Origin of the sequence: Rhizobium ruizarguesonis (assembly GCF_012349115.1) — a bacterium.
Lineage (GTDB): Bacteria > Pseudomonadota > Alphaproteobacteria > Rhizobiales > Rhizobiaceae > Rhizobium > Rhizobium ruizarguesonis.
On record NZ_PQIG01000024.1, the window covers coordinates 1 to 23,641 of the forward strand.

20 protein-coding genes, 1 tRNA gene and 1 pseudogene are annotated in these 23,641 nt (G+C 58.2%); 19 read left to right on the forward strand and 3 right to left on the reverse strand.

The features are described from left to right. Window positions 1-290: pseudogene (locus C3Y91_RS03470) on the forward strand (non-homologous end joining protein Ku); the annotation flags it as partial. A gap of 4 nt (window positions 291-294) precedes the next feature. Then, entirely contained in the window at window positions 295-558 is a 264-nt protein-coding gene (locus tag C3Y91_RS03475; RefSeq protein ID WP_075226193.1) for a hypothetical protein, read from the forward strand. Window positions 559-1,313: 755 nt separating this feature from the next. On the opposite strand, the gene C3Y91_RS03480 is transcribed toward C3Y91_RS03475, so the two are convergent. Further along, entirely contained in the window at window positions 1,314-2,204 is an 891-nt protein-coding gene (locus C3Y91_RS03480) for a LysR substrate-binding domain-containing protein (RefSeq protein ID WP_168574988.1), read from the reverse strand. Between the two features lie 210 nt (window positions 2,205-2,414). Here C3Y91_RS03480 and C3Y91_RS37715 point away from each other — a divergent pair, with 210 nt between their 5' ends. From C3Y91_RS37715 to C3Y91_RS03495, 4 genes are all read left to right on the forward strand, one after another. Further along, window positions 2,415-2,660 (forward strand): helix-turn-helix domain-containing protein, encoded by a 246-nt coding sequence (locus tag C3Y91_RS37715; protein ID WP_246780171.1) that lies wholly within the window; start codon window positions 2,415-2,417, stop codon window positions 2,658-2,660. Between the two features lie 2 nt (window positions 2,661-2,662). Next, window positions 2,663-2,747: transfer RNA gene (locus C3Y91_RS03485), tRNA-Ser, on the forward strand. A 310-nt stretch (window positions 2,748-3,057) separates the two neighbouring features. Then, window positions 3,058-3,288: a hypothetical protein gene (locus tag C3Y91_RS03490; protein ID WP_168574989.1), complete on the forward strand. Its 231-nt coding sequence runs from the start codon at window positions 3,058-3,060 to the stop codon at window positions 3,286-3,288. Window positions 3,289-3,458: 170 nt separating this feature from the next. Then, window positions 3,459-3,728 (forward strand): hypothetical protein, encoded by a 270-nt coding sequence (locus C3Y91_RS03495; RefSeq protein ID WP_168574987.1) that lies wholly within the window; start codon window positions 3,459-3,461, stop codon window positions 3,726-3,728. Between the two features lie 308 nt (window positions 3,729-4,036). On the opposite strand, the gene C3Y91_RS03500 is transcribed toward C3Y91_RS03495, so the two are convergent. Together C3Y91_RS03500 and C3Y91_RS03505 are read right to left on the reverse strand one after the other, a co-directional pair. After that, entirely contained in the window at window positions 4,037-5,356 is a 1,320-nt protein-coding gene (locus C3Y91_RS03500) for a hypothetical protein (RefSeq protein ID WP_168574990.1), read from the reverse strand. After that, window positions 5,343-6,569, reverse strand: a complete 1,227-nt coding sequence (locus C3Y91_RS03505) for a hypothetical protein (RefSeq protein WP_168574991.1) — start codon at window positions 6,567-6,569, stop codon at window positions 5,343-5,345. Before C3Y91_RS03505 ends, C3Y91_RS03500 begins: the two co-directional genes overlap by 14 nt. Before the next feature lie 264 nt (window positions 6,570-6,833). Between C3Y91_RS03505 and C3Y91_RS03510 the strand changes: the two genes are divergently transcribed. The 13 genes from C3Y91_RS03510 to C3Y91_RS38350 all read left to right on the forward strand — a co-directional run bounded on the left by C3Y91_RS03510 (window position 6,834) and on the right by C3Y91_RS38350 (window position 23,641). After that, window positions 6,834-7,040: a ribbon-helix-helix domain-containing protein gene (locus C3Y91_RS03510; protein ID WP_210267737.1), complete on the forward strand. Its 207-nt coding sequence runs from the start codon at window positions 6,834-6,836 to the stop codon at window positions 7,038-7,040. After that, window positions 7,037-8,536, forward strand: a complete 1,500-nt coding sequence (locus C3Y91_RS03515) for a DNA cytosine methyltransferase (RefSeq protein ID WP_168574992.1) — start codon at window positions 7,037-7,039, stop codon at window positions 8,534-8,536. Before C3Y91_RS03510 ends, C3Y91_RS03515 begins: the two co-directional genes overlap by 4 nt. Further along, window positions 8,505-10,202, forward strand: coding sequence for an McrB family protein (locus C3Y91_RS03520; RefSeq protein ID WP_168574993.1), 1,698 nt, complete (start codon window positions 8,505-8,507; stop codon window positions 10,200-10,202). Before C3Y91_RS03515 ends, C3Y91_RS03520 begins: the two co-directional genes overlap by 32 nt. Before the next feature lie 4 nt (window positions 10,203-10,206). Then, complete coding sequence (locus C3Y91_RS03525) at window positions 10,207-11,874, forward strand: DUF2357 domain-containing protein (protein WP_168574994.1); 1,668 nt, start codon at window positions 10,207-10,209, stop codon at window positions 11,872-11,874. Continuing rightward, window positions 11,874-12,401: a very short patch repair endonuclease gene (locus tag C3Y91_RS03530; RefSeq protein ID WP_168574995.1), complete on the forward strand. Its 528-nt coding sequence runs from the start codon at window positions 11,874-11,876 to the stop codon at window positions 12,399-12,401. The genes C3Y91_RS03525 and C3Y91_RS03530 overlap by 1 nt, the downstream gene beginning before the upstream one ends. 315 nt (window positions 12,402-12,716) lie before the next feature. Beyond that, window positions 12,717-14,900: a UvrD-helicase domain-containing protein gene (locus C3Y91_RS03535; protein ID WP_168574996.1), complete on the forward strand. Its 2,184-nt coding sequence runs from the start codon at window positions 12,717-12,719 to the stop codon at window positions 14,898-14,900. Beyond that, complete coding sequence (locus C3Y91_RS03540) at window positions 14,882-18,103, forward strand: DEAD/DEAH box helicase (protein ID WP_168574997.1); 3,222 nt, start codon at window positions 14,882-14,884, stop codon at window positions 18,101-18,103. The genes C3Y91_RS03535 and C3Y91_RS03540 overlap by 19 nt, the downstream gene beginning before the upstream one ends. Window positions 18,104-18,105: 2 nt before the next feature. Next, on the forward strand, window positions 18,106-19,995 hold the full coding sequence (gene drmB / locus C3Y91_RS03545; RefSeq protein ID WP_168574998.1) for an MrfA Zn-binding domain-containing protein: 1,890 nt from the start codon (window positions 18,106-18,108) through the stop codon (window positions 19,993-19,995). Continuing rightward, window positions 19,983-21,722: a nuclease-related domain-containing DEAD/DEAH box helicase gene (locus C3Y91_RS03550; RefSeq protein WP_168574999.1), complete on the forward strand. Its 1,740-nt coding sequence runs from the start codon at window positions 19,983-19,985 to the stop codon at window positions 21,720-21,722. Before drmB ends, C3Y91_RS03550 begins: the two co-directional genes overlap by 13 nt. A gap of 30 nt (window positions 21,723-21,752) precedes the next feature. Beyond that, window positions 21,753-22,310 carry a hypothetical protein gene (locus C3Y91_RS03555; RefSeq protein WP_168575000.1) on the forward strand — a complete coding sequence of 186 codons (558 nt, stop codon included), beginning with the start codon at window positions 21,753-21,755 and terminating at the stop codon, window positions 22,308-22,310. A 196-nt stretch (window positions 22,311-22,506) separates the two neighbouring features. Continuing rightward, the gene (locus C3Y91_RS37720; RefSeq protein ID WP_246780169.1) at window positions 22,507-22,860 is read left to right on the forward strand and encodes a recombinase family protein; all 354 of its coding nucleotides are present in this window, start codon (window positions 22,507-22,509) and stop codon (window positions 22,858-22,860) included. An 80-nt stretch (window positions 22,861-22,940) separates the two neighbouring features. After that, on the forward strand, window positions 22,941-23,345 hold the full coding sequence (locus tag C3Y91_RS37725; RefSeq protein ID WP_343227708.1) for a recombinase family protein: 405 nt from the start codon (window positions 22,941-22,943) through the stop codon (window positions 23,343-23,345). Between the two features lie 173 nt (window positions 23,346-23,518). Further along, entirely contained in the window at window positions 23,519-23,641 is a 123-nt protein-coding gene (locus C3Y91_RS38350) for a recombinase family protein (RefSeq protein WP_281411351.1), read from the forward strand.

Genomic DNA, 23,641 nt, shown 5'->3' on the forward strand with positions numbered 1-23,641 from the left:
CGGAGGAGAATTACTTCGAGGAAATCGACGAGAAAGCAGATCCGGATCTCATTCCCCTTGTGCAGCAGCTTATCAAGAAGAAGACCGCGCGTTGGTCTCCGGATATGGTGAGTGATCCAATCCAGGAGAGCCTGCTCAAGATCATCGCTGAAAAGAAGAAGGCGCTGAAGCCGAAAAAGGCGGCGAAGGGGAAGGCGGCCGAAGTCGCTCCGAAGTCCAATGTGGTCAGCATCATGGACGCGCTCCGGAAAAGCGTCGAGGCAGATCTCAAAGCTAGGAAGTCAGGGTAGTCGGATGCACTTGCTGGAAACGAAGATTGTTCACGAGAAAACCGGATGGCGGGTAGACTTTGTCGGCGACGACGGGGAAGCGGTGTCGATCAAGGTGGCGGACGGTCACGCTGCAAGCGAAGACGAGGCCATTGAGCGTGCGAAAGAGGTCATGGTTCAGTTGACGGCATATGGCACGCGTGGCGGCGGCCGGAGCCTCAACCCGTACGATGCCGCCAGCAATGGAAACTTTGACGACGACGAGCCGTTGCTGGATACTTGGCACTGATCCGCCCTGAGGAAACTCCAGCCTCTCAGGCAACAAAAAAGGCCGGGGCGAAACCGCACCGACCTTCCTCATCATCGCCTTCTTACCAGTGCCAGCGCATCCGTTGTCAAAAGCATTTCAGCGATGCGGCCTTGCGAGCAAAGAAATTCAGTGCTCATGGATCCTGAACAAGGAACCAACCTGACCCCACGGCGTGGTCAGTCTTGGGCAGCGGGCCAGTCATTCGAAGGTTCGTCGACCTCGGCGCCCGGATCGTCAGTGGGATCCGGGTCGCGGTCGTACACAGCTCTCAGAGAGTCGAGTTCCCGGCGAGTTGTGGTCCCACGCCCTCAATCGCACCAAAGAACGTCCTGATCAGCGTTACGCCCCCACGTCCCGAACGTGGTGCTAATGTCACAGCACCCACAGGCTCGAAAACCTCACCTTCGCCGTCACTATCGCAAACCCAGCTCCCCACCCTCCGGCGCACTACGTCTTGCATCTTCGCAACCATTCCCCTCGAAGCGACCGGCGCGCTATGATAAGTCGATTGGTTTCGGCAGCCCTGCTGTTACGTTGCGATTGAAGGCTTCACTGCGCTCGAACGGCACTAAGATCGAGGAGTCGATCTATCTCGCAGCAGATGACGCAGGGATATGATCAGCGAGCAGAAATCATGGAGCTGCGACAGAACCGCCTGACGTCCCATTATTCGCCTGATCCCCGTGCCCCCGGCAAGCCGTTCCACTTGGGGGCACCACCCGTGGTGCCTCACCTCACCTGCCCGGCCGTGCCAGTGACCGGGCGATATCGACGATGTCGTCGCGCGAGGCGGTTGGGTCCTCTTTATTCCAGGCGACACCAAGCCCGATCCGGAAGTCGATGCCCCGGACCGCCTTCAGCTCGAAGGCCCGGTTCGGCAGGCCCTCGGTCCATTCCGGCGCAAAGCCGATGCCAAGGCCTGCCGAAACCAGCGACACCAGCGAATAGGTGTCGTCGCAACTATAAGCGATGTTGCGGGTCAGATCGTATTCCTCGAACTTCTCGTTGAAGTACCGCTCTGTATAGGAGAGGTTCTTGCGATTGAAGGCGATGATCTTCTCCGAGCGCAGGTCGTCGATGGAAATCTCCGCCTGCTCCGCCAGCCGGTTGCTCCTCGCCACCGCCAGCAGATAACGCTCATGGGCGATCGAGGCGAAGCGCAACGAGCCGATGTTTTCCACCGGTCTGATGAAGCCGAGATTGATCTGGCCGTTCTCCAGGCCGCGGATGATGTCGCCGGTATTGCCGCTTGAGATATGGATGCGGATATCCGGGTACTTGCGGGCGATCTTTGCCAGAAACGCCGGCAGCACGCCGGTGGTCGCCGGATAGACGGTGCCGATCCTGATCTGCCGGATCGTCTTGCCGGCCACCGCCCTGGTGATCTCGGCGGAAAGATCGACCTCGCTCAGGATCCCGACGCAGCGCTCATGGAAGATCTCCCCTGCCCGCGTCAGCTCCACCCGTCTGGTCGAACGGATGAACAGCGCACAGCCGAGTTCGCGCTCCAGCGCCTGGACATGGTTGGACAACGCCGGCTGGGCGATGCGGACCTTGGCGGCCGCCCGGCCGAAATGCAGTTCCTCGGCCACCGCGACGAAGTAGGAGAGCTGGCGTAGTTCCACGATGACTTCCCCCTACGCCACAGCCGCGTAATGGAGGTCACCCAGCGTGACGGCAGACAAAGTTCTGCTATTGTCGGAATCAGCCATGATCCGAGCTCCTGACAGCTTAGGTTGTGGTCAGGCCGTATCCGGTGGCGCAAACACCGAATACGGCCGATGAACCAAAACATTGCACATGAACTAAAAAGTTTCAATGAGAAATCGAAAATAATGAGCGAAATAACCGGGGCTCAGATTCGGGCGGCGAGGGCTCTACTCCGATGGACAGCTGAAGATCTTGCAGACTCGGCCAGCGTAGGGTTGTCGACGATACGGCGTGCAGAAGCGGAGGACGGTCCGCCATCGATCACAGCTGCAAATTCAAAATTAATCCGAATGACACTGGAAAATGCCGGGATTCAGTTCATCACTAGGAACGGTGGAGGAGTGGGCGTTAGGTTTAAAGACCCGAACTGAAAGGAAGCAGAGTGGTTGAATGTACCGCACTCGAAATGCGGCATACCTGCAAGGGTATCGTGGGTTCAAATCCCACCCTCTCCGCCATAAGATTACCTTGGGTTTCAAGCATGCCCATGATGTTTTACCTGGGCAAGTGTAATTGCGACATGCTTCTCTTAGCCGTCGCGCAACGGGACGCTGTCGGCACTGGAGGCACTGGCGAACTGGGTAAGGGCGAGCAAGGTGGCCACGGCGACGAACGTGGTGGTCAGCATATCCAAACTCCTCCTGTCATTCAGAATCACCCCTTGGCCTGGCGGAAGCTTGATGCTGAGAAACGATGGCAGCATCGCGACGACGGCCCACGGGAACTGCGTCGGCGTCCGCGAGTTCTTTCTCCAGAAGGAGAACCAACATGGCCAGGAACTCTATCCCCGGTGCTGCAAAGCTTCCGCCGAAGTCCTTGAACGAAGACACTCAGGACAACGAGCTTCCCGAAACGAACCGCGACGAACAGAGCGCCCCACCCGTGAACATGGGTAACAGCAGGGAGGCCGGAGACGCCGTTGCCGATGCCGATCCGAAGACGGGGCGAGCCGGTGCGAAGGCCCGCATTCCGGCCCCTCGGACGGCAAACCGGGATTGAATGGAAGAGTGCAAAGGCTATTTGAATACCGAGGAGCTGCAGGCGGACGACGAACTGTCGCCGATTCCTGCGCGCGAGACCCCGCTTCGGCAAAGCGAGAATGCCCGCCGGGCCGGAATCGAAAGACGAGCGCTCCCGCCCCCGCGGCTGCGTCGGATTAGGTGAAACCCATGTCCAAGATCACGACCGGTGTCAATGACGCACCGAAAGACGCCACGATCGCCCAGAGCGGGCCCGGTCTTCCTGACGATTCCAGCCAGCCTGTCGAGGCGACGGAAGAAGAAGCCCGGCTAATTCGTGCGAAGCCCGGAAGCGAGGACGACGAGGAGCGGAAGGACGACGCCGACGATCTGGCGACGCAGCTCGCCCGCCCGCCCGAAGCACCGCCTGATGCCCGGAACGTTTTCCTCGATCAGCATATTCGCTTACGATCTCAATGATCGCGGCGATCAGTTCAGGCTTGGGAGTCGGTCGCCGCGGGTTCTCGAACTGTGCAAGCGGTCTCGCTTTTAGTTTGTTTGCAGGGGCCTGAGCGCACAGAGACTTGTAAAATCGTCGCTCTTGAGATGCGAACTGGAGACCCGGTCATCCAGATCGTTCTATGTCTGGATTATTCAACGACCTCGGGTACTCGTCCAGGCAAGAATGCTAACTCGCTTAGCACCCTAAACTGCAACATCACCTTTTATAGCACTTTGTCCCTGATGACCCTAGCAGGCGCCCGAAGCGGTTCGAGCGCCTGCGTCCTTTAGTAGAGCTGCAGCACCGGTCGATCGTACCGCAAAGGATTGGGGGCGGGTGCTGCAGGTAGCCCGAACGCAAGCCTTTGCATACAGGGCAGGCAAAGGTCCGTAAGTGTCATAAGCACAACGGGATTGAGCAGCTCCTTGTTGGAAAGATGGAATTCGGTTTCCTTGTTGTGAACGATTGAGCATCGGACTTGATAGATAATCTTCGGAAGTGCCGCCCGCAGGTCGCCCGCGTTATTGGTGTTCAACACCTCATTTCGTTTTTTCACGGTCAACCGCCGCATAAATTCTTGGAATGGTTGCTCGACGAAATCAGCCCGCTGAAACAGGCCCGCGAACTTAGTGTCCACGAAACCAGCCAGTGTCTGACCACCGATATCAATGTCCCAGGAGACCCTAAACAATTGAGTTAGGTGCTCCATTTCCTTTTTCTCAACTGCAAGCTCCATCTGCTTGAAATGACGAATGCCGAAAAAAGCACCGAGATTGTCATTGGCGACTTTGGCTATCTGTGCTCGTATCATATAGTTTTCGAGAACATGATAGCTGCTTAAAATCGTGTCCAGCACAGTCGTTCGGCCATTGATCTCGCCCAGGATCTCGAATGGTTCAGCGAATTGACTGTATTCGTTAGCGGTGGTTAACGTCTCCGCAATCCCCGCGAGCGCATTTGAATTGGGGGCCATTATCGCATTTGTCAGGCGATATCCGTTCAAAAGAAGATGATACTTCACGTAGGATTGACGACGAACCTCATTGTTCATTGAGGAAATTATCCATCGCCTCCCGATCATGTCACCGGGATGCTGGCCGACCATGAGCGTCGCGCAGGCGGTCATCATCTTAGGAACGGTTTGCGTGGTGACCGGGTTGCCCTGGGTCAGGTCGATAAATACGAAGGATTCCGCGAGATGATTAGGTCGTTCATAGACATACAACTGGACCGGTTGACCGTCACGAGCATAGGCATCCAAGTCTGTGACTTCGCTGATATTGAGCTGATTGATTCCAGCGGGCGCCGGTTCGTCTAAATCATCCAGGTCGACGAGGCTGGCCAAATCCAGGAAAGCAGGTAGATTCACCGCCTTCGGGAATATAGACACCAGCGGAAGCTCCGGGGGGAGGCCTTCCAGGAACGCTTTGACCTGTTCAGCATAATCACCGTCTTCCTCTACGAACAGGTCAGTGGCCCGGGAGGCGAGTTCCGATGCTGCGAAAATGATATGATTGTTGGCGTCAAGAATTTCGTTGGGCAGGACGGTTTCGTCGGCCGTCAAGGCCTCAGAAATTATTTCAATAATGTTCTCACGAAGCGTCATTGGCGGGCCCCTCCCCGATGTCTCCCCACCGGATGAGACCGTGATTAAGCCCCTTGAGAAACTGAAGGGTCGCGTTGAACACTTCGCGCTTGTTTACGTTTCCTATGTTGACCTTCGATAACTCGAGACTATTGCGCCACCGCTCAAACTCCTGAAGGTTCAGGCTTGCGATGAATCGTGGCATTTTTGTCTCAAAATCTCGGAGTGCCTCGACCTTACCTCCGGAACCTCTTTCAGCGAGCGCTCCAATGGCTCCAAAAATTCCGACGAGAACGACCTCTCGACCTAACCAACGCACGCCGACTTCCGTTCGGAGGCTATGATCGAGTGCGGCAATGGTATGGGCAAACGCTCGCAGAACCTGATCATCGACATCCAGCAGAGTCTCATCTGACTCGTTCTCCCCTGGAAAAGCTTGGTCGGCTGAATACTCCGCATTGGTCTTGACGAGCGCTCCATCGAGCAACGAAACGAATGCGGAGATCAGGTGGGCAAAATGATATTCGCCGGGTTTGCGACCCTTGCTGTAGCTGATGGAAGATTTATCTTTTTCGCGGAAAACCACGCCCGGTGCAAGCTCGGCTTGCAGCTTCTCGAACCGGCTCCAAAAGATCAATTCGATCTGGTGTTTTATGTTGACAGATTTGTGACCAGCATTGAGCACGAGCATTTTCTGAATCTGCGCGGCTTCTGAAAGTCCGAACCATACCTCCAACCAGATGGTATTACGTTCAAAAAGGAATTCCCGCCCATTGCCTTCGCGGTGTGCTCCAAGCGCTTTCTGAAAGATCTGCGGATTGATGCCTTTCTTCCGGAGATTATTTGCTTGCTGCCGTGCAAGTTGAGGTACGTTCAGCGAGGTGTTATCATCAAATTCGTTCTCAATGAAGGCGACGGTATCCCATATCTCCTTCAAACGATGGCTGCGCTGCAGTCCGTCAAGGACCTTGAAATCTGCAGAAAAGTCGAATTCTTCCTGTGAGGATAGATCAGGAGGCGTCTCGCCTCCCACCAGAACGATGGGTGGTATGTGACGCTGCGCCGACAGGGTATCCCAAAGATTGTCGAGAAACCTGTTCGTGACAATGCCGCGTTGAATGTAGAATTCGCGAAAGTTTTCTGGTAGGCCATTCACATAATCAGCGAGTGATGCTTTGCAAAGCAAGCATGTGGCATCTCCCTCGCGGAACTTGTCCAAAATCTTTAACTTCATATTTTTCTCTGACCCACTACAGGCTGATCACTTTACCGGACCCCAGCCGAGAAAAAACCTGTATCATAGAGCTTTGACCAATTGGTTAAATGCACGCGCGGGTTGATCGTCTCGCAGCCCGAGGGACCTACCCTCATTGCAAAACTTTGAATTGTTCCCTATACGTTCCGGAATGATTTGGCGGTCCACAGGAATATGGAGGCGTGGTGATGCAATGTGCACCACTTTGGCATAGCTTCGGTGATAACTGCACCGGTACGATTCATGCAAGCTCCAGTTCATAAGAAAACCGTCAGAACGTCCGTAATGCTTCCGGAAGCGGTTCATAACCGCATCCAGTCGCTTGCAGATGCCAGTGATGTTTCCGCCGCGTGGGTTATCCGTGCGGCAGTCATGCAGTTTCTCGCGGAGCACGGTGAAGAGACGAACCTCCCGCTGCGTCTTCCGAGATCGAAAGAGGATGTGAGATGAGCGCGGAAACGATTCGTCAGAAAATCGCGCGAATACAGGCCGGCGGCAAACCGCGACTTCTGGACCTTTTTGCCGGATGCGGCGGCCTTTCACTCGGCTTTCACTCAATCGGGTTTTCCGTTCGTGCTGCCGTCGAGTTCGACCTGGACGCAGCGCGTTCCCATGGTCTGAACTTTCACGGGGGTGACGCGCGTCACAGCAAGGCACGCGACATCATCAATACACATCCTGAAGATCTCGTTGCAGAGCTCGGCTTGGGACCGGTCCAGGATGCGTTCGACATTCTCGTTGGCGGCCCGCCATGTCAGGCCTTCGCACGTGTCGGCCGCCCGAAGCTTCGTGAGATCGATGCTCACCCGCAGGCTTTTCGTCACGACCCACGCGCGCGTCTGTATCAGGAATATCTGCGTTACGTCGATGCATTCAAACCGTTGGTCGTCGTGGTGGAAAACGTTCCGGATGTACTGAACCATGGGGGCCAGAACATCGCCGAGGAGATCTGCGAGGTTCTCGAGGATAAAGGATACGTCTGCGGCTATACACTGCTGAACGCGGCGTTCTATGGCGTGCCGCAGATGCGCGAACGTATGTTCCTGATTGCCTACCGTCGCGAAGTCTCCGAGAAAATATCATTTCCTGACCCGACAAACTGGCTTGTCCTTCCTCCGGGCTATGAGGGATCTCGGGCCGTTGCGCTCAAGGTGCTCAACGGCCACCTTTCGTCAGCGCATGACTATCTCGAACCCCCCTCTGCAGTCCCCTCCCTGCCCGCGGCAGTCACCGTCGAACAAGCGATCGGAGATCTTCCACGCATCGATGCCCGCAGCAAACTCGCCTCAGGAGAACTGCGGCGTGGCGCACGTCGCATGGATGAGACAATCCCTTACGACCGGCGTCAGAAGATATCGGCATATGCGAAGCTGATGAGGTCTTGGCCGGGCTTTGAAGCGCCGCAAGACGGGCTGCGCGACCACGTCATCCGCTACCTGCCCAGAGACTACCCTCTGTTTGCTCGTCTTAACCCAGGCGACCAATATCCGCAGGCATGGCAGCACGCGATCAACATGTTCAATGAAAAACTGGCTGATCTCAAAAAGACCGGGAAGCATATCGCCGAAGGTTCCCCCGAATACGAGAGCCTGAGGGATGCGATCGTCCCACCCTACGACGCATCAAAGTTTCCGAACAAGTGGCGCAAGATGTGGAGCGATCAGCCGGCCAGAACCCTGATGGCTCATCTGGGCAAGGACAGCTACAGCCATATTCACTATGACAGCGAACAGGCACGTACGATCTCGGTGCGTGAAGCCGCCAGATTGCAGTCGTTCCCGGACGGATTTGTCTTCAGCGGTACTATGAACCCGAGCTTCAAGCAGATTGGAAATGCCGTACCTCCCCTGATGGCAAGAGCACTTGCTGCCCGGATCATGGAGACCTTGTGTCCGAGTCAGAAAGAAAACCTTGATGGATATCCGAGAGCGGCAGCAGCAGTATAAGGACGCAGTTCAGGCCTTTCCGGGCATGACGAAAGGGACACGCGTAGCAGACGCATTTGGTGTTTCGAACAGCGCCAAAATTGTCGGCGGGGCACTCTTTGCCTTTAACATCAATCTCGCATCCTATAGCACGGCATATGATCAGATAGCGGTCCATTGCCTGCTTCGCTTCCCGCCGGAGGACGAGATCTATTTCACGATCTTCGTGAAGAACGACCTCCCCGTGCTCGAAGCGCGGCTTGAAGAGATGCGTGCCTCGGGCAGCTCGAAGCCGAGGAACTCCGGGCCGAAAAGCGTTGCTGATGAGGACGAAACCGTCGAGGAAAGCATCGTAAACGATGAATCGGTCGCTGCTACAGCCCCTGACACCTTGGATTACACTGACAACAACAAGAATGTGAAAGGCTACATTGCCAGCGACGGGCGTCTTTATCTGCGCAATAAGGGCTACTGGGATACGATGCCCGCAGACCTCTCGACGATCAGCAAGCCCGTAGCAATTGATAGGATTGTCTTTGCCATATGGCCGCCGGCAGCATCTGCCAGCCGCGGCCTGATGGCTCGCGAGTTGATCGGGTATCTGGGTAACCTGATCGGGCGCGAGAAAATCCATGAGTTACGCGTATGGGCTGACATGGACGCCGTCAGCGCCGACATGCAACGCATGCCGGCCAGTTTGACTGTTAAGGAGATCGAGGACGCAATCGCCGCGGCGGGCGGCCATTATGCCGACGGAGAAATTTCGCGCTTCCACGGCGCCATGAATTTCCTGTCCTCTAAGCATTTTGTCATCCTGTCCGGGCTATCGGGCACCGGGAAAACTCGCTTGGCGATCCAATATGCCCATGCTGTCCACGGATTAGGTGCCAACGACTCCCGGGATCCGTTCCTGTTTATATGCCCGGTGAGGCCGGAGTGGACGGATCCGACAGGACTGACCGGCTATTACGACGTGCTTTCGAACCGATATATGATTCCACCGTTTCTTGAGGCAGTTCTGCTGGCGACGGCGCATAGGGATTCGCCCGTGTTCGTCGTCCTTGACGAGATGAATCTCGCCCGAGTTGAGTACTACCTTTCAGATGTTCTTTCCGCAGTGGAAAGTGAAGAAAAAATACGCCTTCATTCGAGCGGCGTGCCGTTGGAGGGCTCAAACGGCACGCCGGTTCCTGCAGCGCTTGAGCTCCCGTCGAACCTTTACATCACCGGCACAATCAACGTCGATGAGACGACCAATCCTGTCAGCGACAAGGTACTGGACCGCGCCATCGTTATCGACATGTCCAATGTTGATCTCCCGGGCTTTTTTGATGCCCTTGTGAAACGCGAACCTTCTCTGACCGATGCGCGAGGGGCCTGCGAGGGAGTTCTTGGTAAGGCGAGAACAATCCTTGCCGCGCACGGATTGGGGTTCGGCTATCGCGTTGCTGAGGAAGTTGTGCGCTACCATGCCTTCGCAGAGAAGCACCTAAGCCCGGCTCCGAATTCAGTTATCGACGATCTGATGGTTCAGAAGGTTCTGGTCAAGCTGCGCGGCGGCGAGCGTCAGCGCGCTATGCTGGCGGGCCTGACAAAGGCGCTGGCAGGGCTTCCGAGATCTCAGAATTTTCTGACAAGGCTTCTTTCAGATTTGGACGAGTTCGGGGCCTTCCAGGCGAACAGGTAGCCAGATGGCAGCGCTGCTCATCAGAGACGAGAAAACCGGCGCTGAATGGCGCGTCTGGCCGGATACCGATGTCATACCGGCTGGATCCATCCACGAGACCGGCTCCTACCTATTTGAACTCACTGGAGCTGAGGACGCGGACACAGCGGATCTCCTGATTGACGACGTGAGGCTGGAGGCTTTGCGGGCTCCAGCACCCGACGCCGCGCGATGGCGATGGCCGCCGGGATTTCAGGCCGGGCTGGTGGAAGCTGAGCTTCGTCTTTCAGGCCGCGCGCCTCGCCGCTTCGAGATCACCACCGATCCTGATCTGCGCAAGCTGACGCGGGACGACTTCGATGCAATGGTTCGCGAAATCCTCGACGATACGTTTGCCCTTTTTTCACTGAGCAGCTTCAGAAAGGGGATCGCAAGGGGGAACGGCGCCCGCCCACCGGCGATAGCTCGGTTGGAATTCCTTCGCTCGCGCATCGAGGAACTGGAAATAGTCGTCGCTGCGATAGCACGCAGTCCAAGGCGGATCCTGAAGGCGCAGGAACGGAATGTCGCGCACTATCAGGCCACGCGGGCAACCGGCCCCGAAATTCTGCGATCCTTCCAATCCGGACCAGTTCTGAGAGAGACGACGAATACGACGCGGCTGCCGGCCGCCCTGAAAGGTTTTCTTCCAGGTCAGATTCGGATCCGTCAGCGCCAGAGTTCTCTTGATCTTCCGGAACATCGGCAAATGGCAGCCTGTCTTCGCGCCTGGAGCGCATGGCTGACGGTGGCGGCCGAGCAACTGGAAAAAGGTAGCCGCGAGCGCGGCAGCGAGGTCAGCAGGGAAGCGAGCGTCTGGGCCAGGCGCTGCAGGCGTCTTGCCAGACGGCTGAGCAAGCTCGGGACGTCTGCACCGTTCGTTGAGGCGGGAGACGCTCCACCGCGGCTGACGCTGTCGGCACTGTTTCGGAACGACCCGTCTTATCGCCGTTTTTATCGGCTCTGGCAGGACATGAATCTTGGCATCGCTGCGGTCTTCGGTAACTTCCTGAACCTGCCGCTGGCGCGAACCTTCGAGCTGTACGAACTCTGGTGTTTCCTGCGGCTCGTGCGGGCCGCGACGCTGGAATTCGGAGACGATAACGTCGCTGTTCAGGACCTCTTTATCAGCGATGGTTCGGGAGGGCTCACTCTTGCAGCCGGCGCGGTCACCGTCTCTGTCGGCGACGGCTGGCAGCTCTGCTTCCAGAAACAATATCGCGAATTCTGGCTTGAGCCTGATCGGCGTGGATCTTACAGCCGCACGATGACGCCGGACATCGTCGCCGCTCGAAACGCGCCGGCTGACGGCGACCGGGGCAGGATGATCGTTCTCGATGCTAAATACAGGGTCGCTGACGGGCTGAACGATGCTTTGACCTCAATTCACACTTATCGTGACGCGCTGGTTCAGGAGGCTGAAGCAGGAGACGTCAAAGGTATTGTCAGCGCTGCCTATCTGCTCACGCCCGACATGCCGGCCGTCGGAAGCACTTACCGCTCCACCGCTATGCCCGGCCGGCTGTTTCATCCGCAGTATCGGGCCGGCTTCCGCTTCGGAGCAATGACTTTGAAGCCGGGCATGGCTATGTCAGATTTGACCTCAGCCCTCCGACTGATCATCGCCGACGCCACGTCAGAGGAGCCTGCATAATGGATGTTCTGACGAAGGAACAACGCCGTCTGAACATGAGCCGCATCCGTGGCCGGGACACGAAACCTGAATTGTTGCTCCGCAAAGGGCTGCACGCAAGAGGCTACCGCTTCAGGGTAAACGTGACCGGTCTCCCCGGCCGCCCGGATATCGTTTTTCCAAAATACAGAGCAGTCATCCAAGTTAACGGATGCTTCTGGCACGGACACGACTGTCATCTGTTCAGGATGCCCGCCTCGCGTCAGGAATTCTGGGCGGACAAAATTTCGGCAAATCGTGAACGTGACAGACGGACTAACCAAGCTCTGTCAGACGCCGGGTGGAGTGTCCTCACGGTCTGGGAGTGTTCCATGAAGGGAGTAAAGCGGAGACCGCTTAGCGAGGTCCTTACTTTCTGCGAGGTTTTTCTTCAAGAATCAAAATCAAGCTTTCTAGCATTGGGGCCACGTAAACAATCACTGCTAGGGGGCTTAAGACAAACAACGCCATCGCCTATAAAGATACAAATTTTACCTCACATTGTTTAGCGAATGCCGGCAGGATTGCTTTCGACGGCGACGATGTCTTCCTCCGATCAAACCTTGTTGCTTACATTGGAACGAAGCTGAACAAGAGCAAGGCTCATGCACGGCCGTGCATTTGTATGCGTTTGGCTGCACATCAAAATTATCCTGCTAAAATCTATCTCAGCAGGTTGTGGGGACTTGCAGTTTTTCAACTTGAGTTGCTTTATGACAACGTGAGAGATGCACTTTTTTGGGAAGTGTAGGGCTTTGACTTCGAATCACAGTTACGGCCGATTTCAACTACATTTAATGGGGTAGCCTGCATACGGGGGGCAGATGAGTACGGTTCGTGTTGCCGTTCGTCAGGCAGGGCAGATTGTTGATACAATAGACCGGCCGTTGCGTGAAACCGCCGGCGTACCGGCGGTTGTCTACCGCCGCAAACTTTGGCGCCTGATCGACGGGCATATCGACCTCGACGAGCCATCACTCGACAGATCGGGAGCCGAAGCCCCTATATTGACGGCCGGGGCGGGAGCAGCGAGCCGAATGCTGCTGATCGAGCAGCCGGATGATACCGATGCGCGTCAGGAAATCATCAACGCGCCGGCCGCGGCCCGCATGATCGTGGAAGCGGGGCCGGGTATGGGCAAGACTGAGCTCGCTGCACGTCGGCTGGCAAGCCTTATCCGCAACGAACTCTCGCCGGCACAGATCCTGGTGCTCAGCTTCTCTCGAAGCGCGGTCAGAACCCTAACCAGCCGCCTTGGCAGGATCGGTGAGACAGATCCGCGCGTCTTGGAGGAATTGCGTCATCTTTCTGTGCGCACATTCGATTCATGGGCCTTTCGGATGCTGAGACTGCTTGGAGAAGCACCACGCATCCTGCTGACGCGAAGCCACGATTCTAACATCGCCGCGCTGACTAAGTTGGCCGCTGGCCCACGGCGCGACGACATTCGTCGCTTCATGGGTGATCGGCGGCACCTCATTGTGGACGAGTTTCAGGATCTTCCCGGTGTCCGTGGAGATCTCGTCCTCACTCTCCTGTCGCTTCTGGCTCCCCGGGACCACAAAGGATGTGGGTTCACTATCCTGGGCGATCCAGCACAAGCTATCTTTGGTTTTGCGCGTGGAGTTCGCGAGGACGGAGCGCCATTCCCGTCACCTCAGGAATATTGGCAGCAGGTTTCAGTGACCTACGGCGGTCAACTCGTCGAAAAGAGGCTGGCGCGCAACTTTCGTGCCGATCCGCCGCTCGCGCACATGTCGGCCGAACTGCGCGGTGTGCTCGTAAGCAGCCTATCGGAGAAGGAGAAGCTGCGTCACATGCTTGCGGCCGTGGCAGCGCTGCCGGAACCTTCGCGGCCCCTTGGACGCGATCTGCTCGGGGCGGCCACCGGTGGCAGTCGGGCCATATTGACCCAAACCAATGGAGAGGCGCTGAGGGTGCTCCGGGCGCTGTACGGCGAGGACCCCAAGCCTAGCGCGATTTCTGTGAGGTTACATGCGGGCAGCCACGCGACGTTGCCACCGGCATGGATTGGCGGCTTACTAAGAAAGCTGCGTTCCACTTCCTTGCCGCGTACGCAGTTTGCGAGGATCCATGCACTCCTGACGAAGCTGTGGGGCGAAGAGGCTTGCCTTCGGTTGGGTCTGCCGGACGAAGAGGTCGCCTGGGGTCGATTGGCACAGGCAAGCGGAGCCGCCAAAGATGCGACCGCCATCGACGTCGGGCAGCTTCGCGAACGTGTGGCGTGGCCCGATGCATTCCCGGATGACCAGCCGCTCGCCGAGGATGCTGTGATTGTCACCACCGTCCATCAATCAAAGGGCATGGAGTTCGACGTCGTCACACTTCTTGAACCTTCGGATGTTGGTGACGAGGAAGGCGATGAAGCGGCCGACAACGCGAGTGACGAAACGCAAGGTGAGCGCGCCAGCGTCGCCTACGTCGCCGTGACGCGGGCCGCCAAGTCTCTCGACCGCGCAAGCGCTGACCAGATTCTCCAGGCACCGGTTCACTGGGAGTTTGCCGGCGGGCGCCGCCGCCTGTGCTCACGGCAGAAGAACTGGATCAACATGGAAATGGGGCTGCGCGGGGATGTCGATCCCATTGGCTTCGCCGACCCGGCTCTCTTGGGTGGACCGGCTGGCGTCGAGGATCTGCAGGCGTTTCTACTCTCTAATGCCGGAGCGCTCGCGGGCCAGAAGGTCATGCTTTGCAAGCAACATGCGGATGGCAAAGCCGTGTGGCACATCTGCATCCAGGAGGGTACGAAGCCTGGCCGCTTAATTGGCCGAACAGCTAATCAGCTTTCGCTCGATCTCCTGAGCGTTCTGCACAAACGAGGTTTTCAGCTGCCGCGGATCATTATGAATCTCCGGATATCGTCTGTGGGAACCGTCACCTCCGATGGCGCGGTCAGCCTCGGTGAGCCTGAGAAAACCAGTGGGCTGTGGCTTGGCGTGGGCCTGTTCGGCACCGGGGATTTCCAAACATGGAAGGACAAGAAGTGACTCGCTCCGATCACCACCCGGTTCGCAGAGATCTGCTGCGCATTACAGAAGCTCTGCTCCTTGGACCTCTCCAGTCAGACGAAGAGATCTCTTCGGCACCCGTCGACACCTACCTCACCGGCATACTCTGGCCTGAGGGCGCAACGCTCGACGCAATCGAGGACGACCAGGACGATGGCGCGCCGAACGACATCGACGGCGAGACCGATGGCGGTGTGCCGGGCTATCGAGCCGTTCGCCCCTGTTCGATCGGCCTCACCTTCGCCGCTGACGAGAACGCTACCGTAACCGTGTCGACTGCGTCGACGGCGCGATACAAACCGATCGACCGTGAGCCTGCCGAAGGGGGCAAGAGACGCCGCCGGATGTGGTCAAGGCAGCAGCTTAATTATTTCTATGAGATCCAGCCCGGCCATGCCGGCACCTGGCGCGTTAACGACTTCACCGGGCCGGACGGCACTCCTGTTCACGACCCGGCTGTCAACCTCCATATTCGCCGCCGCCTCTCTGGAGGTCGGCAGGTCCTGACCATCACCCTGATCAACAAAGCGCAGCCGACAGAAGATCGTCTTAGGGACGAATTCTGCCTTCTGCAGGCTGGCCTCAAAATTCAATCGATTACGCGCGATGGTATAGGGGCGATCCGCCCGCGGCAGACTTCGCTACCCGCCGGCGCAGACGATGACGCCCGTTCCGCCGCGCTTCTCTACCGCGATGTGCTCGAATACGCGGTCGGACATGGTGTGGCGGTGATATGGGAGCCGAATTCCGATCAGCGGACAGGCTGGCTGGAAACGGCATGGATGCCGGTCGCAACTGTGAAAGGAATGAACGCATCTGGGCATGGGAAGCTGAGAGAATTTCTTAGCCGAAACCCACAGGCGCTATCTGCTCAGTGGCTAGCCCAATGCGAGGACCGTAGCGAGGTCTTGGACGTTCTTGGCGGTTTTGCGGGCGTATACGAAGAATGGATCCGCGAGGAGTTGGCTTCTCGAGTCGATCGCTTCTCTGGCGACCTCCGGATCGCGGCTAAGCGGAACGTGGATCTCTGCAGGGCGGCACTGAGGCGCATAGAGGCGGGTGTCGATATGCTTGCCCGTGACGTCCACGCCTGGAAGGCCTTCACGTTAGCTAACGCGGCGATGGACAGGCAGTCTCGTTTCCCGGCCAAGGGCGAACGCGCCGGGCCGCTTACCTGGAGGCCATTCCAGCTCGCATACATCCTTATGGTCTTACCGGGTTTGGTTGATCCGAGGGATCTGGACCGCGATCACGTCGATCTGCTCTGGTTTCCAACCGGCGGGGGGAAAACCGAAGCGTATCTTGGATTGACGGCCTTCCAAATCCTTCACCGCCGCCTCACTGACGCAGATCGACGCTCCGAAGGCGGCGTAGATGTGCTGATGCGATATACCCTCCGACTACTGACCGTGCAGCAGTTCCAGCGCGCGGCAGCATTGATTTGCGCATGCGAAGCCATCCGGATTGAGCGCGACGATCTCGGCGAAGCGCCGATCTCCCTCGGTCTCTACGTCGGTGGGGATGCCACTCCAAACAGGGGTCGCACAGCAATGGAAGCGCTCGATCTTGAACACGACGGTCAGAAGCCGAAGTCGACCCCCCGACAACTGTTAGAGTGCCCGGTCTGCGGTAACAGGCTTGGCGCCGATTGTTACCAACGGGCTCCAGAGGACGCTGGCATAGATATCCGCTGCTCCAACGAAGACTGTGCGACCTACGGCGCGCCGCTGCCAGTGATAACCGTGGACGACTTCATCTACGACGCGCCGCCCAGCCTTCTGATAGGCACAATTGACAAGTTTGCTCAGCTTCCCCGACGAAGCGACTTGCGTGTACTTTTTGGCCTTGATGGAGGCCTCCGACCTGGGCTGATTATTCAAGACGAATTGCATTTGATTTCTGGACCGCTCGGCTCGATGGCTGGTCTGTATGAGACCGTCGTGGACCTGCTCTGCACCGATGATGGTTTCCGCCCCAAAGTGATTGGTTCAACGGCCACAATCGGACAGGCCGGACGCCAGGTCCGGGCATTATTCGATCGTCCAGTGCTGCAGTTCCCACCGTCCGGCTTCGAGGCATCGGACTCTTTCTTCGCCGTCCGGGATGACGACGGACCGGACCGGCTATATGTTGGCTTGTGCTCTGCCGGCCGAAGCCCGAAGTTTGCCCTCCAAGCGGCAGCCGCGGCGCTTCTTCAGGGCATCGGTCATCTGGTCAATACTGGAACTGATCCTGCGCTCGCTGATCCCTACTGGACAGCGGTCCTTTACTTCAACAGCCTTCGTGAACTCGGCGGCGCACACGTGCTTTTGCAGGACGACATTCCGCGCCAGATTTCTTTTCTCGCGAGCCGCCTCGGGGGCCGTAGGCGCGTCCTGGAGACAGATGCAATCGAGCTGAGCAGCAGGGTATCATCCCGCGATCTCCCCGATTTCCTCGCGCAACTTGGAAATCCGCTTACAGATGGCAGCGATCCGTTCGAACCCCAGCCGCGTGATTCGGTCCTGGCATCAAACATGATTTCCGTAGGTGTCGATGTGTCCCGGCTCGGTCTGATGCTGGTGAACGGACAGCCAAAGTCGACCGCAGAATACATTCAGGCGAGCAGCCGAGTGGGCCGGGGCCTCGACGGTCTCGTAATGACTCTCTACAATTTCGGCCGTCCCCGGGACGTCTCTCACTTCGAGCACTTCCTCACCTATCACAGCGCACTTTACCGAAGCGTCGAGGCAACCAGTGTCACTCCCTGGGCTCCCCGGGCGCGAGACAAAGCACTTCATGCTGTAATTGCGGCCGCAGTCCGGCACCTCACCGACGGTATGAAGGACGACCAGGACGCCATAGCCTTCGACCCCCAGGACAAAGAAGTCAGACGGCTCATCGACGCCATCCGGCAACGTGCGGTTTCAGCTTCCGACGGAATTGAGGGGGAAGACGCCGCAGAGGACATCGATGCCATTGTCGAGGAGTGGGCGTCGAGAAGCCAAAGCGCTCAAGCTTCCGGAACTGACCTGCTCTACTGGAAACGGTCCGCACCATTCGGGAAGACCAAGCCACATCTGATGCTATCTGCTGAGGAGGGAGGACAACCGGGCTCGCTGGCCTGGGCAACCCCGAATTCTATGCGTGAGGTCGAGCCCTCGACAGCCTTTGCCTTGAAATCGATCAGCAGGAGGAACTGAATATGGCAAGACGTCCCCGGAACGCCCCTGCGTCCGAACCGACTGATGCGGTGGAACCGATCGGGACGGTTCGCCGATCCCAGCTTGTCTCTTCCTTCGGCATTGGGGCGATCATCGACCTTGAGAAGGGCTCGTTCATGCCGATGGGATTGGAGGACTGGGAACGGATCAACTCGCTTCCGTCTCTTAGGATCGGCGAGGAGCGGCTGCAGTCGATGCTTGGCGTCAGCCACTTCCGCCTTGGCCCGGTGAAGGAGCAAATAGCTGGAACAACACAAGTCCGCGCTCGCAGCGCAGCACCTGCCGTCAGGTTCCCCGAATGGCATGAATGCCCGAAGTGCCATATTATAGGACGGGAGGGCACTCCCTTCGAACTGGCCGACGATGGCGCTCGGCTTCGCTGCACGGCCCATGGTGGCAAAGTCTTCACGAACCCCGTCCGCTTTGTTGTAGCCTGCCGTCGGGGTCACCTCAGCGACTTCCCTTGGGAATGGTGGGCGCATCGTGGTTGTGAAGGGGGCATTTGCCAGCGTCCCCTGCTGCGGCTGGGCTCGCGCGGTGAGTCCGCATCGCTCGCAGACCTCTTTGTGGTCTGCGAGGCTTGCAGCACCCCCGAACGGAAAACCATGCAATCGCTCGGAACAGCCTTTGGTGCTGATGCGCTGACTGGATGGACGTGCGATGGCTTCAGGCCCTGGTTACATGATCGTCAGGCTGACTGCCGGGAGCAGGTCCGCGCATTGCAGCGCGGTGCCTCTAACGTGCACTTCGGTGTAGTTGGCTCAGCACTGTCCATACCTCCTGCATCAGAGGCGTTGACGCAGATCGTCGAGCAATCCCGGATGTATCTGGATGGAGTGCCTGAGGCGGCACTTCCGTCAGTGCTCACAGGTGTGTCGCAGACCTACGGCGTCCCCGTGGATCAGTTGCTGGCCGCATACCGACGGCTGCGGTCGATTGAAGTAGGCGGCCCTCCTCTGACCGAAAAAATCGCGCGTGAGCAAGAGTATGATGCGCTGTCGCAGGACCGCGACGACCCCATCGTCGGCGGGGTTGTGCCGCAGTTCCAGAACGAGGTATTCGACCCGCCTCCAGCGCTCTCACACTGGTTCGATCTGGTCGGGGCAACGTCGCGGCTTCGCGAGGTGCGTGCCCTTGCAGGGTTCTCCCGGATTGAGCCGCATCCGGTGAGTCCGGAGCGCGTGCGACAAGCGATTGCGGAAGGTAAGGTTTCCCCACTCTCGAAGACTGAAAGGACCTGGCTGCCCGGCGCCGAGATCAGAGGTGAAGGCATCTTTCTGCGCTTCAGGACGGAAACCGTCGATAAGTGGATCGACGACAATCCCGGCCTGGCCGCCCGCGTCGCCATCCTCGAGACTCGGAGCATGCAGATTGCCGAAGAGCGCGGCTATGAGCGAGACTACACGATCACCCCGCGTCTGCTGCTGGTACACTCTTTCGCTCACGCTTTCATTCGACAGATTTCGGTCGAGTGCGGCTATTCGGCCTCTGCATTGCGCGAACGGCTATTTGTTTCCGACACTGGGAGGACCATGAATGGCGTCCTGATCTACACCGGCTCGCCAGACTCCGAAGGCAGTCTTGGAGGGCTTGTCCGCCTGAGCACCCCCGACCTGCTTCAACCGATCGTACTTCGAACGCTTGCCAATGCCGGATGGTGTGGCAGCGATCCGGTGTGCCTGGAGACGGATCCCACGCAGTCAGGCGACCGGATTAGCGGTGCGGCCTGTCACTGCTGCCTTCTTCTTCCTGAAACCGCTTGTGAGCGTTTCAACCGCGAACTCGATCGCGCTGTTCTGGTCGGTGACGCGGATCAGTCGTTTGCAGGCTTTTTTGGCAATCTCATGCCGGAGTCCGAATGGCAGTCTTGATCCCCGATGTTCCTGAGCGTTGTCCTAACAGCGAGCGGCTCGTCTATGAGCGACTGGGTCGCGAACTGCCGGACGACTGGGTTGTGCTCCATTCGCTGGGATTGCCGGGTCACGAGAAAAAGATCTGGGGCGAAGCGGACATGATAATCCTGTCGCACCTCGGCGTCTTTGCGATCGAGGTAAAGGGAGGAAAGGTATCCTGTACCGACGGCGTGTGGACTTTCTCAGGCGACTTCAAGAGCTACACAAAGAAGGAGAGCCCGTGGTCACAGGCGTCGGGCGCCATGAACGCAGTGAGAGACCGTCTTCATGCCGCAGCCGGCTCGTTCAAGGATGTACTTTTTGGCTTTGGCGTAGTGATGCCCTACACGACCTTCACTACGACGGGCGCGGAAATCATACCGGAGGTTCTACTCGACAAGCGGAAATTCCGCGATACCCTTGCCCACTTCATCTCCGCGATCCAGCGATACTGGCATGATGTCTGTCTCGAAAAGCGTGGGAGGACTTATCGCGGCCTCAGACCGGACGAGATCCTTCTCGCGAGGCAGATATTAAGGCCGGATCTTGAAACTGCACTAAGCCTGGGCGGATATCTCACCGGTGTCGACGCGCGGCTGATCTACCTGTCCAATGAGCAGATTCGGGCATCGCGCCGCCTCGCGGCCAATCCGCGGACGGTCGTGCGTGGAGCGGCCGGTACGGGCAAGTCGGTTATCGCGCTGGAACGAGCGCGACAGCTCGCCGCTAATGGCAAGCGCGTATTAATGCTCTGCTTCAATCAGCTATTGGCCGCCCACGTGCGGGAGGGGCTCGCAGCCGATGATAGTGGCGCGAAGCTGGAGGTCCGCCATACACACGCCCTTTACCGCGAACTTATCGCAGCCGCCGGTCTCCTACCACAACTTGAGAAGGAGGACTCTGACCACCACGAGTTCTTCCCGAAGCGGTTTCCTGAACTGGCGGCGGAAGCGCTTTGCGAACACGCTCCAGAGCTATGGGACGTCCTGATTGTTGACGAGGCTCAGGACCTTCTCACCCCGGAGCATCTTGACGTTATGGATCTGCTGGTTCGTGGCGGGTTGCGGCGAGGCCAGTGGCACCTTTTCCTGGACCCGCTTCAGAACATTTACAGCGTCGAGACCCAGGAAATGGTGGAGCAGAGGCTGAGCGAAGGAGCACCCGCTTTCGATGATCTGTTCGAGAATTGCCGGAACACGCGACAGGTAGCCGTGCAGGCTTCGATTATCTCAGGGATTGACCTGGCCGTAGTCGGTGCCCCGGACGGACCACAGTGCCAAATTCACTACCATGCTGATGCGAAAGATGGAATCACGCAATTAGAAGCCATCATTCGCGATCTCATCGCCCGGGATGTCCCGGCCAGCGACATCGCTATCCTCTCGACCCGCCGCCATGAGAACTCACTCCTCGCGGGGCAGCGCGAATTAGCGGGCCGTCGACTCGCCGATCCCGCGGACAAAGCTGCACTGCGCGCCGGGTCTCTACTGTTTACGACGATGCACTCATTCAAGGGACTGGAACGGCAGGTCGTGATTGCGATCGACATGGCGGAAACAGGTGACGAACGATGGGCCATGCTCCACTATGCCGGACTTTCGCGTGCAAGGGGACTGCTCCACGTGCTTTTGCCCACATCTGCCCGCCGGGCGTACGATAGACAGGGAGAGGCATTTGGTAGGCGACTAGAATCCCGCCGAGCCTGACTCCTGCAAGTTCTGATCTTGAGGCTTGCTGTGTCTGATGCCATCCGTCAGGTACGTTACGGCGCCGGCTGGCTCGACTTCTCATACACTCCGCCGATCAAGATGACGCGTAATGGTGAGATCCAGCAGGCATTGCGCCTGCTCGGATATAGCGGATATTGGCGCCTGCTGCCTGATCGGCCGACCCTCGCCGCTTATCTGGACGCCCGTACCGGTGCTGAGCGCGATCATCCCTGTGTCGTGTTTCTCAGCACGCACTGCGTTGCCGTGAGCGGTCATGTGTTCTGCGATGTCTTCAGCCGCGGTGTCGTCATCGACATCGACGACGCGAACGGCCGCCGCAAGAGAGTCAACCGTGTCTTCGTGCTGACCAAGCGGATCGCACCCTCGCCGATTGCCACCAGGCAGCCGGTGCCGAACGCGGCGAAAGCGGGTGCGAACAGCAAAGTCGACGGCTTTTTCGTGTGGCGATCAAGGCTGAGACGGGAGCACTCCGCGTCAAGATCACCCCGAATGAGGTCTTCATCGTCCATCCTGGTGAAGGCGGCTGGTATTGGCTGGGAAGCCGGGAGAGCGTCGAGGACCTGATTATCCGGCCGACCTCCGATGGCCGGCTTCGCGGCAATACCGACGAGGCCGCGGCCTACCGCAAGGCCATGGGCGGTTAGCCACGCCGACGGGATGAGCGTGATCGCGGCAATTATTGCCATGAGCGAACCCTTTGCTCCGCGGCACGCTCGCACCTCCGGCGCCCCCAATCGCGAACTGCCGCTGGGACCATCCGATGCCCAAACGCGTCCTGTTTTATGCTCGCCATTCGTCCGACGACCGCCTCTGCGCTTGCTTCGACAGGCAGAACTATCATGCCAAACGCTTCATCAAGGAGAACGGCTGGAAGTTGGAACTGACCTGCCGTGATGAAGACATCGGCGGAGTTGTGTTCACCGCGCAGCCTGGTATCCACAAACTCCTTGAGAAGGTTGATCATGGATCAATCGATGTCGTCCTTTGCCACACGCTGGATCGTCTGTGCTCGAGTTTCACCGTTGCAGCACGGCTGCTGCATGATCTCAAAGCCAAAGGCATCGAGCTCTGGGCGGCGGACCCCGCGGTATGCGGATCAAGACCAAGGACCTGATCGAGTACTATTGCACTGATCCGGGTAGACCGCTCGGAGGTGGTCGCCATTTCTAGGCGAAGCCTGATGACCTCTATGAAGTGGAACACCTTGTCCGCCTCCCGTACGGATACCGCTATACGGGCGCCTACAATGCCGATCGGCAGTATGTCTTCGGGTTCAGGATCCTGGATCCCGAAGCCGCCGACGTCGTCCTGCGGATCTTCCTGATGTACGCCGACGGGTTGTCGCCGGCAAAAATCGCGGCAGTCCTCAATACGCAAGGGGTGCCGAGCCCCCACGGTCGGATGTGGCGTGACGCCACCATCCGCGGAGACCGCGCTCGGAGAACCGGCATTCTCAACGACGACAGCTACATCGGCCGCTCCTGGGTGCCCGGCAGGAACTACTACGATTACTCGCAGGCCCTGCAGATCGTCAGCGATGAACTCTGGAGCCGCGTAAAGTTGCGCCAGGAATTCTCGGCGCGGCGTGCGGCGCCGTAACGCCCTTAAGCCAGCAGGTCGAACGCACCTGCATCAAACTGGCCGGCCTCGCCGGCCAGTTTTACCAATGACTCTGTTCAAGATGGAATCCAGCACATGACCAAGACCGTTCTGTTTATGCCCGCTACTCCACCGAGCGCCAGCACGAAGTCTCGATCGAGACGCAGATCGAACTGGGCGAAGCCTTCGTTAAAAGGCAGGGTTGGAAGCTGGCTGCGACCTATTCTGACGCCGCCATCAGCGGAACGAGCTATCAGTCGCGCCCCGGGATTCAGAGCCTGATCTCGCATGTATAG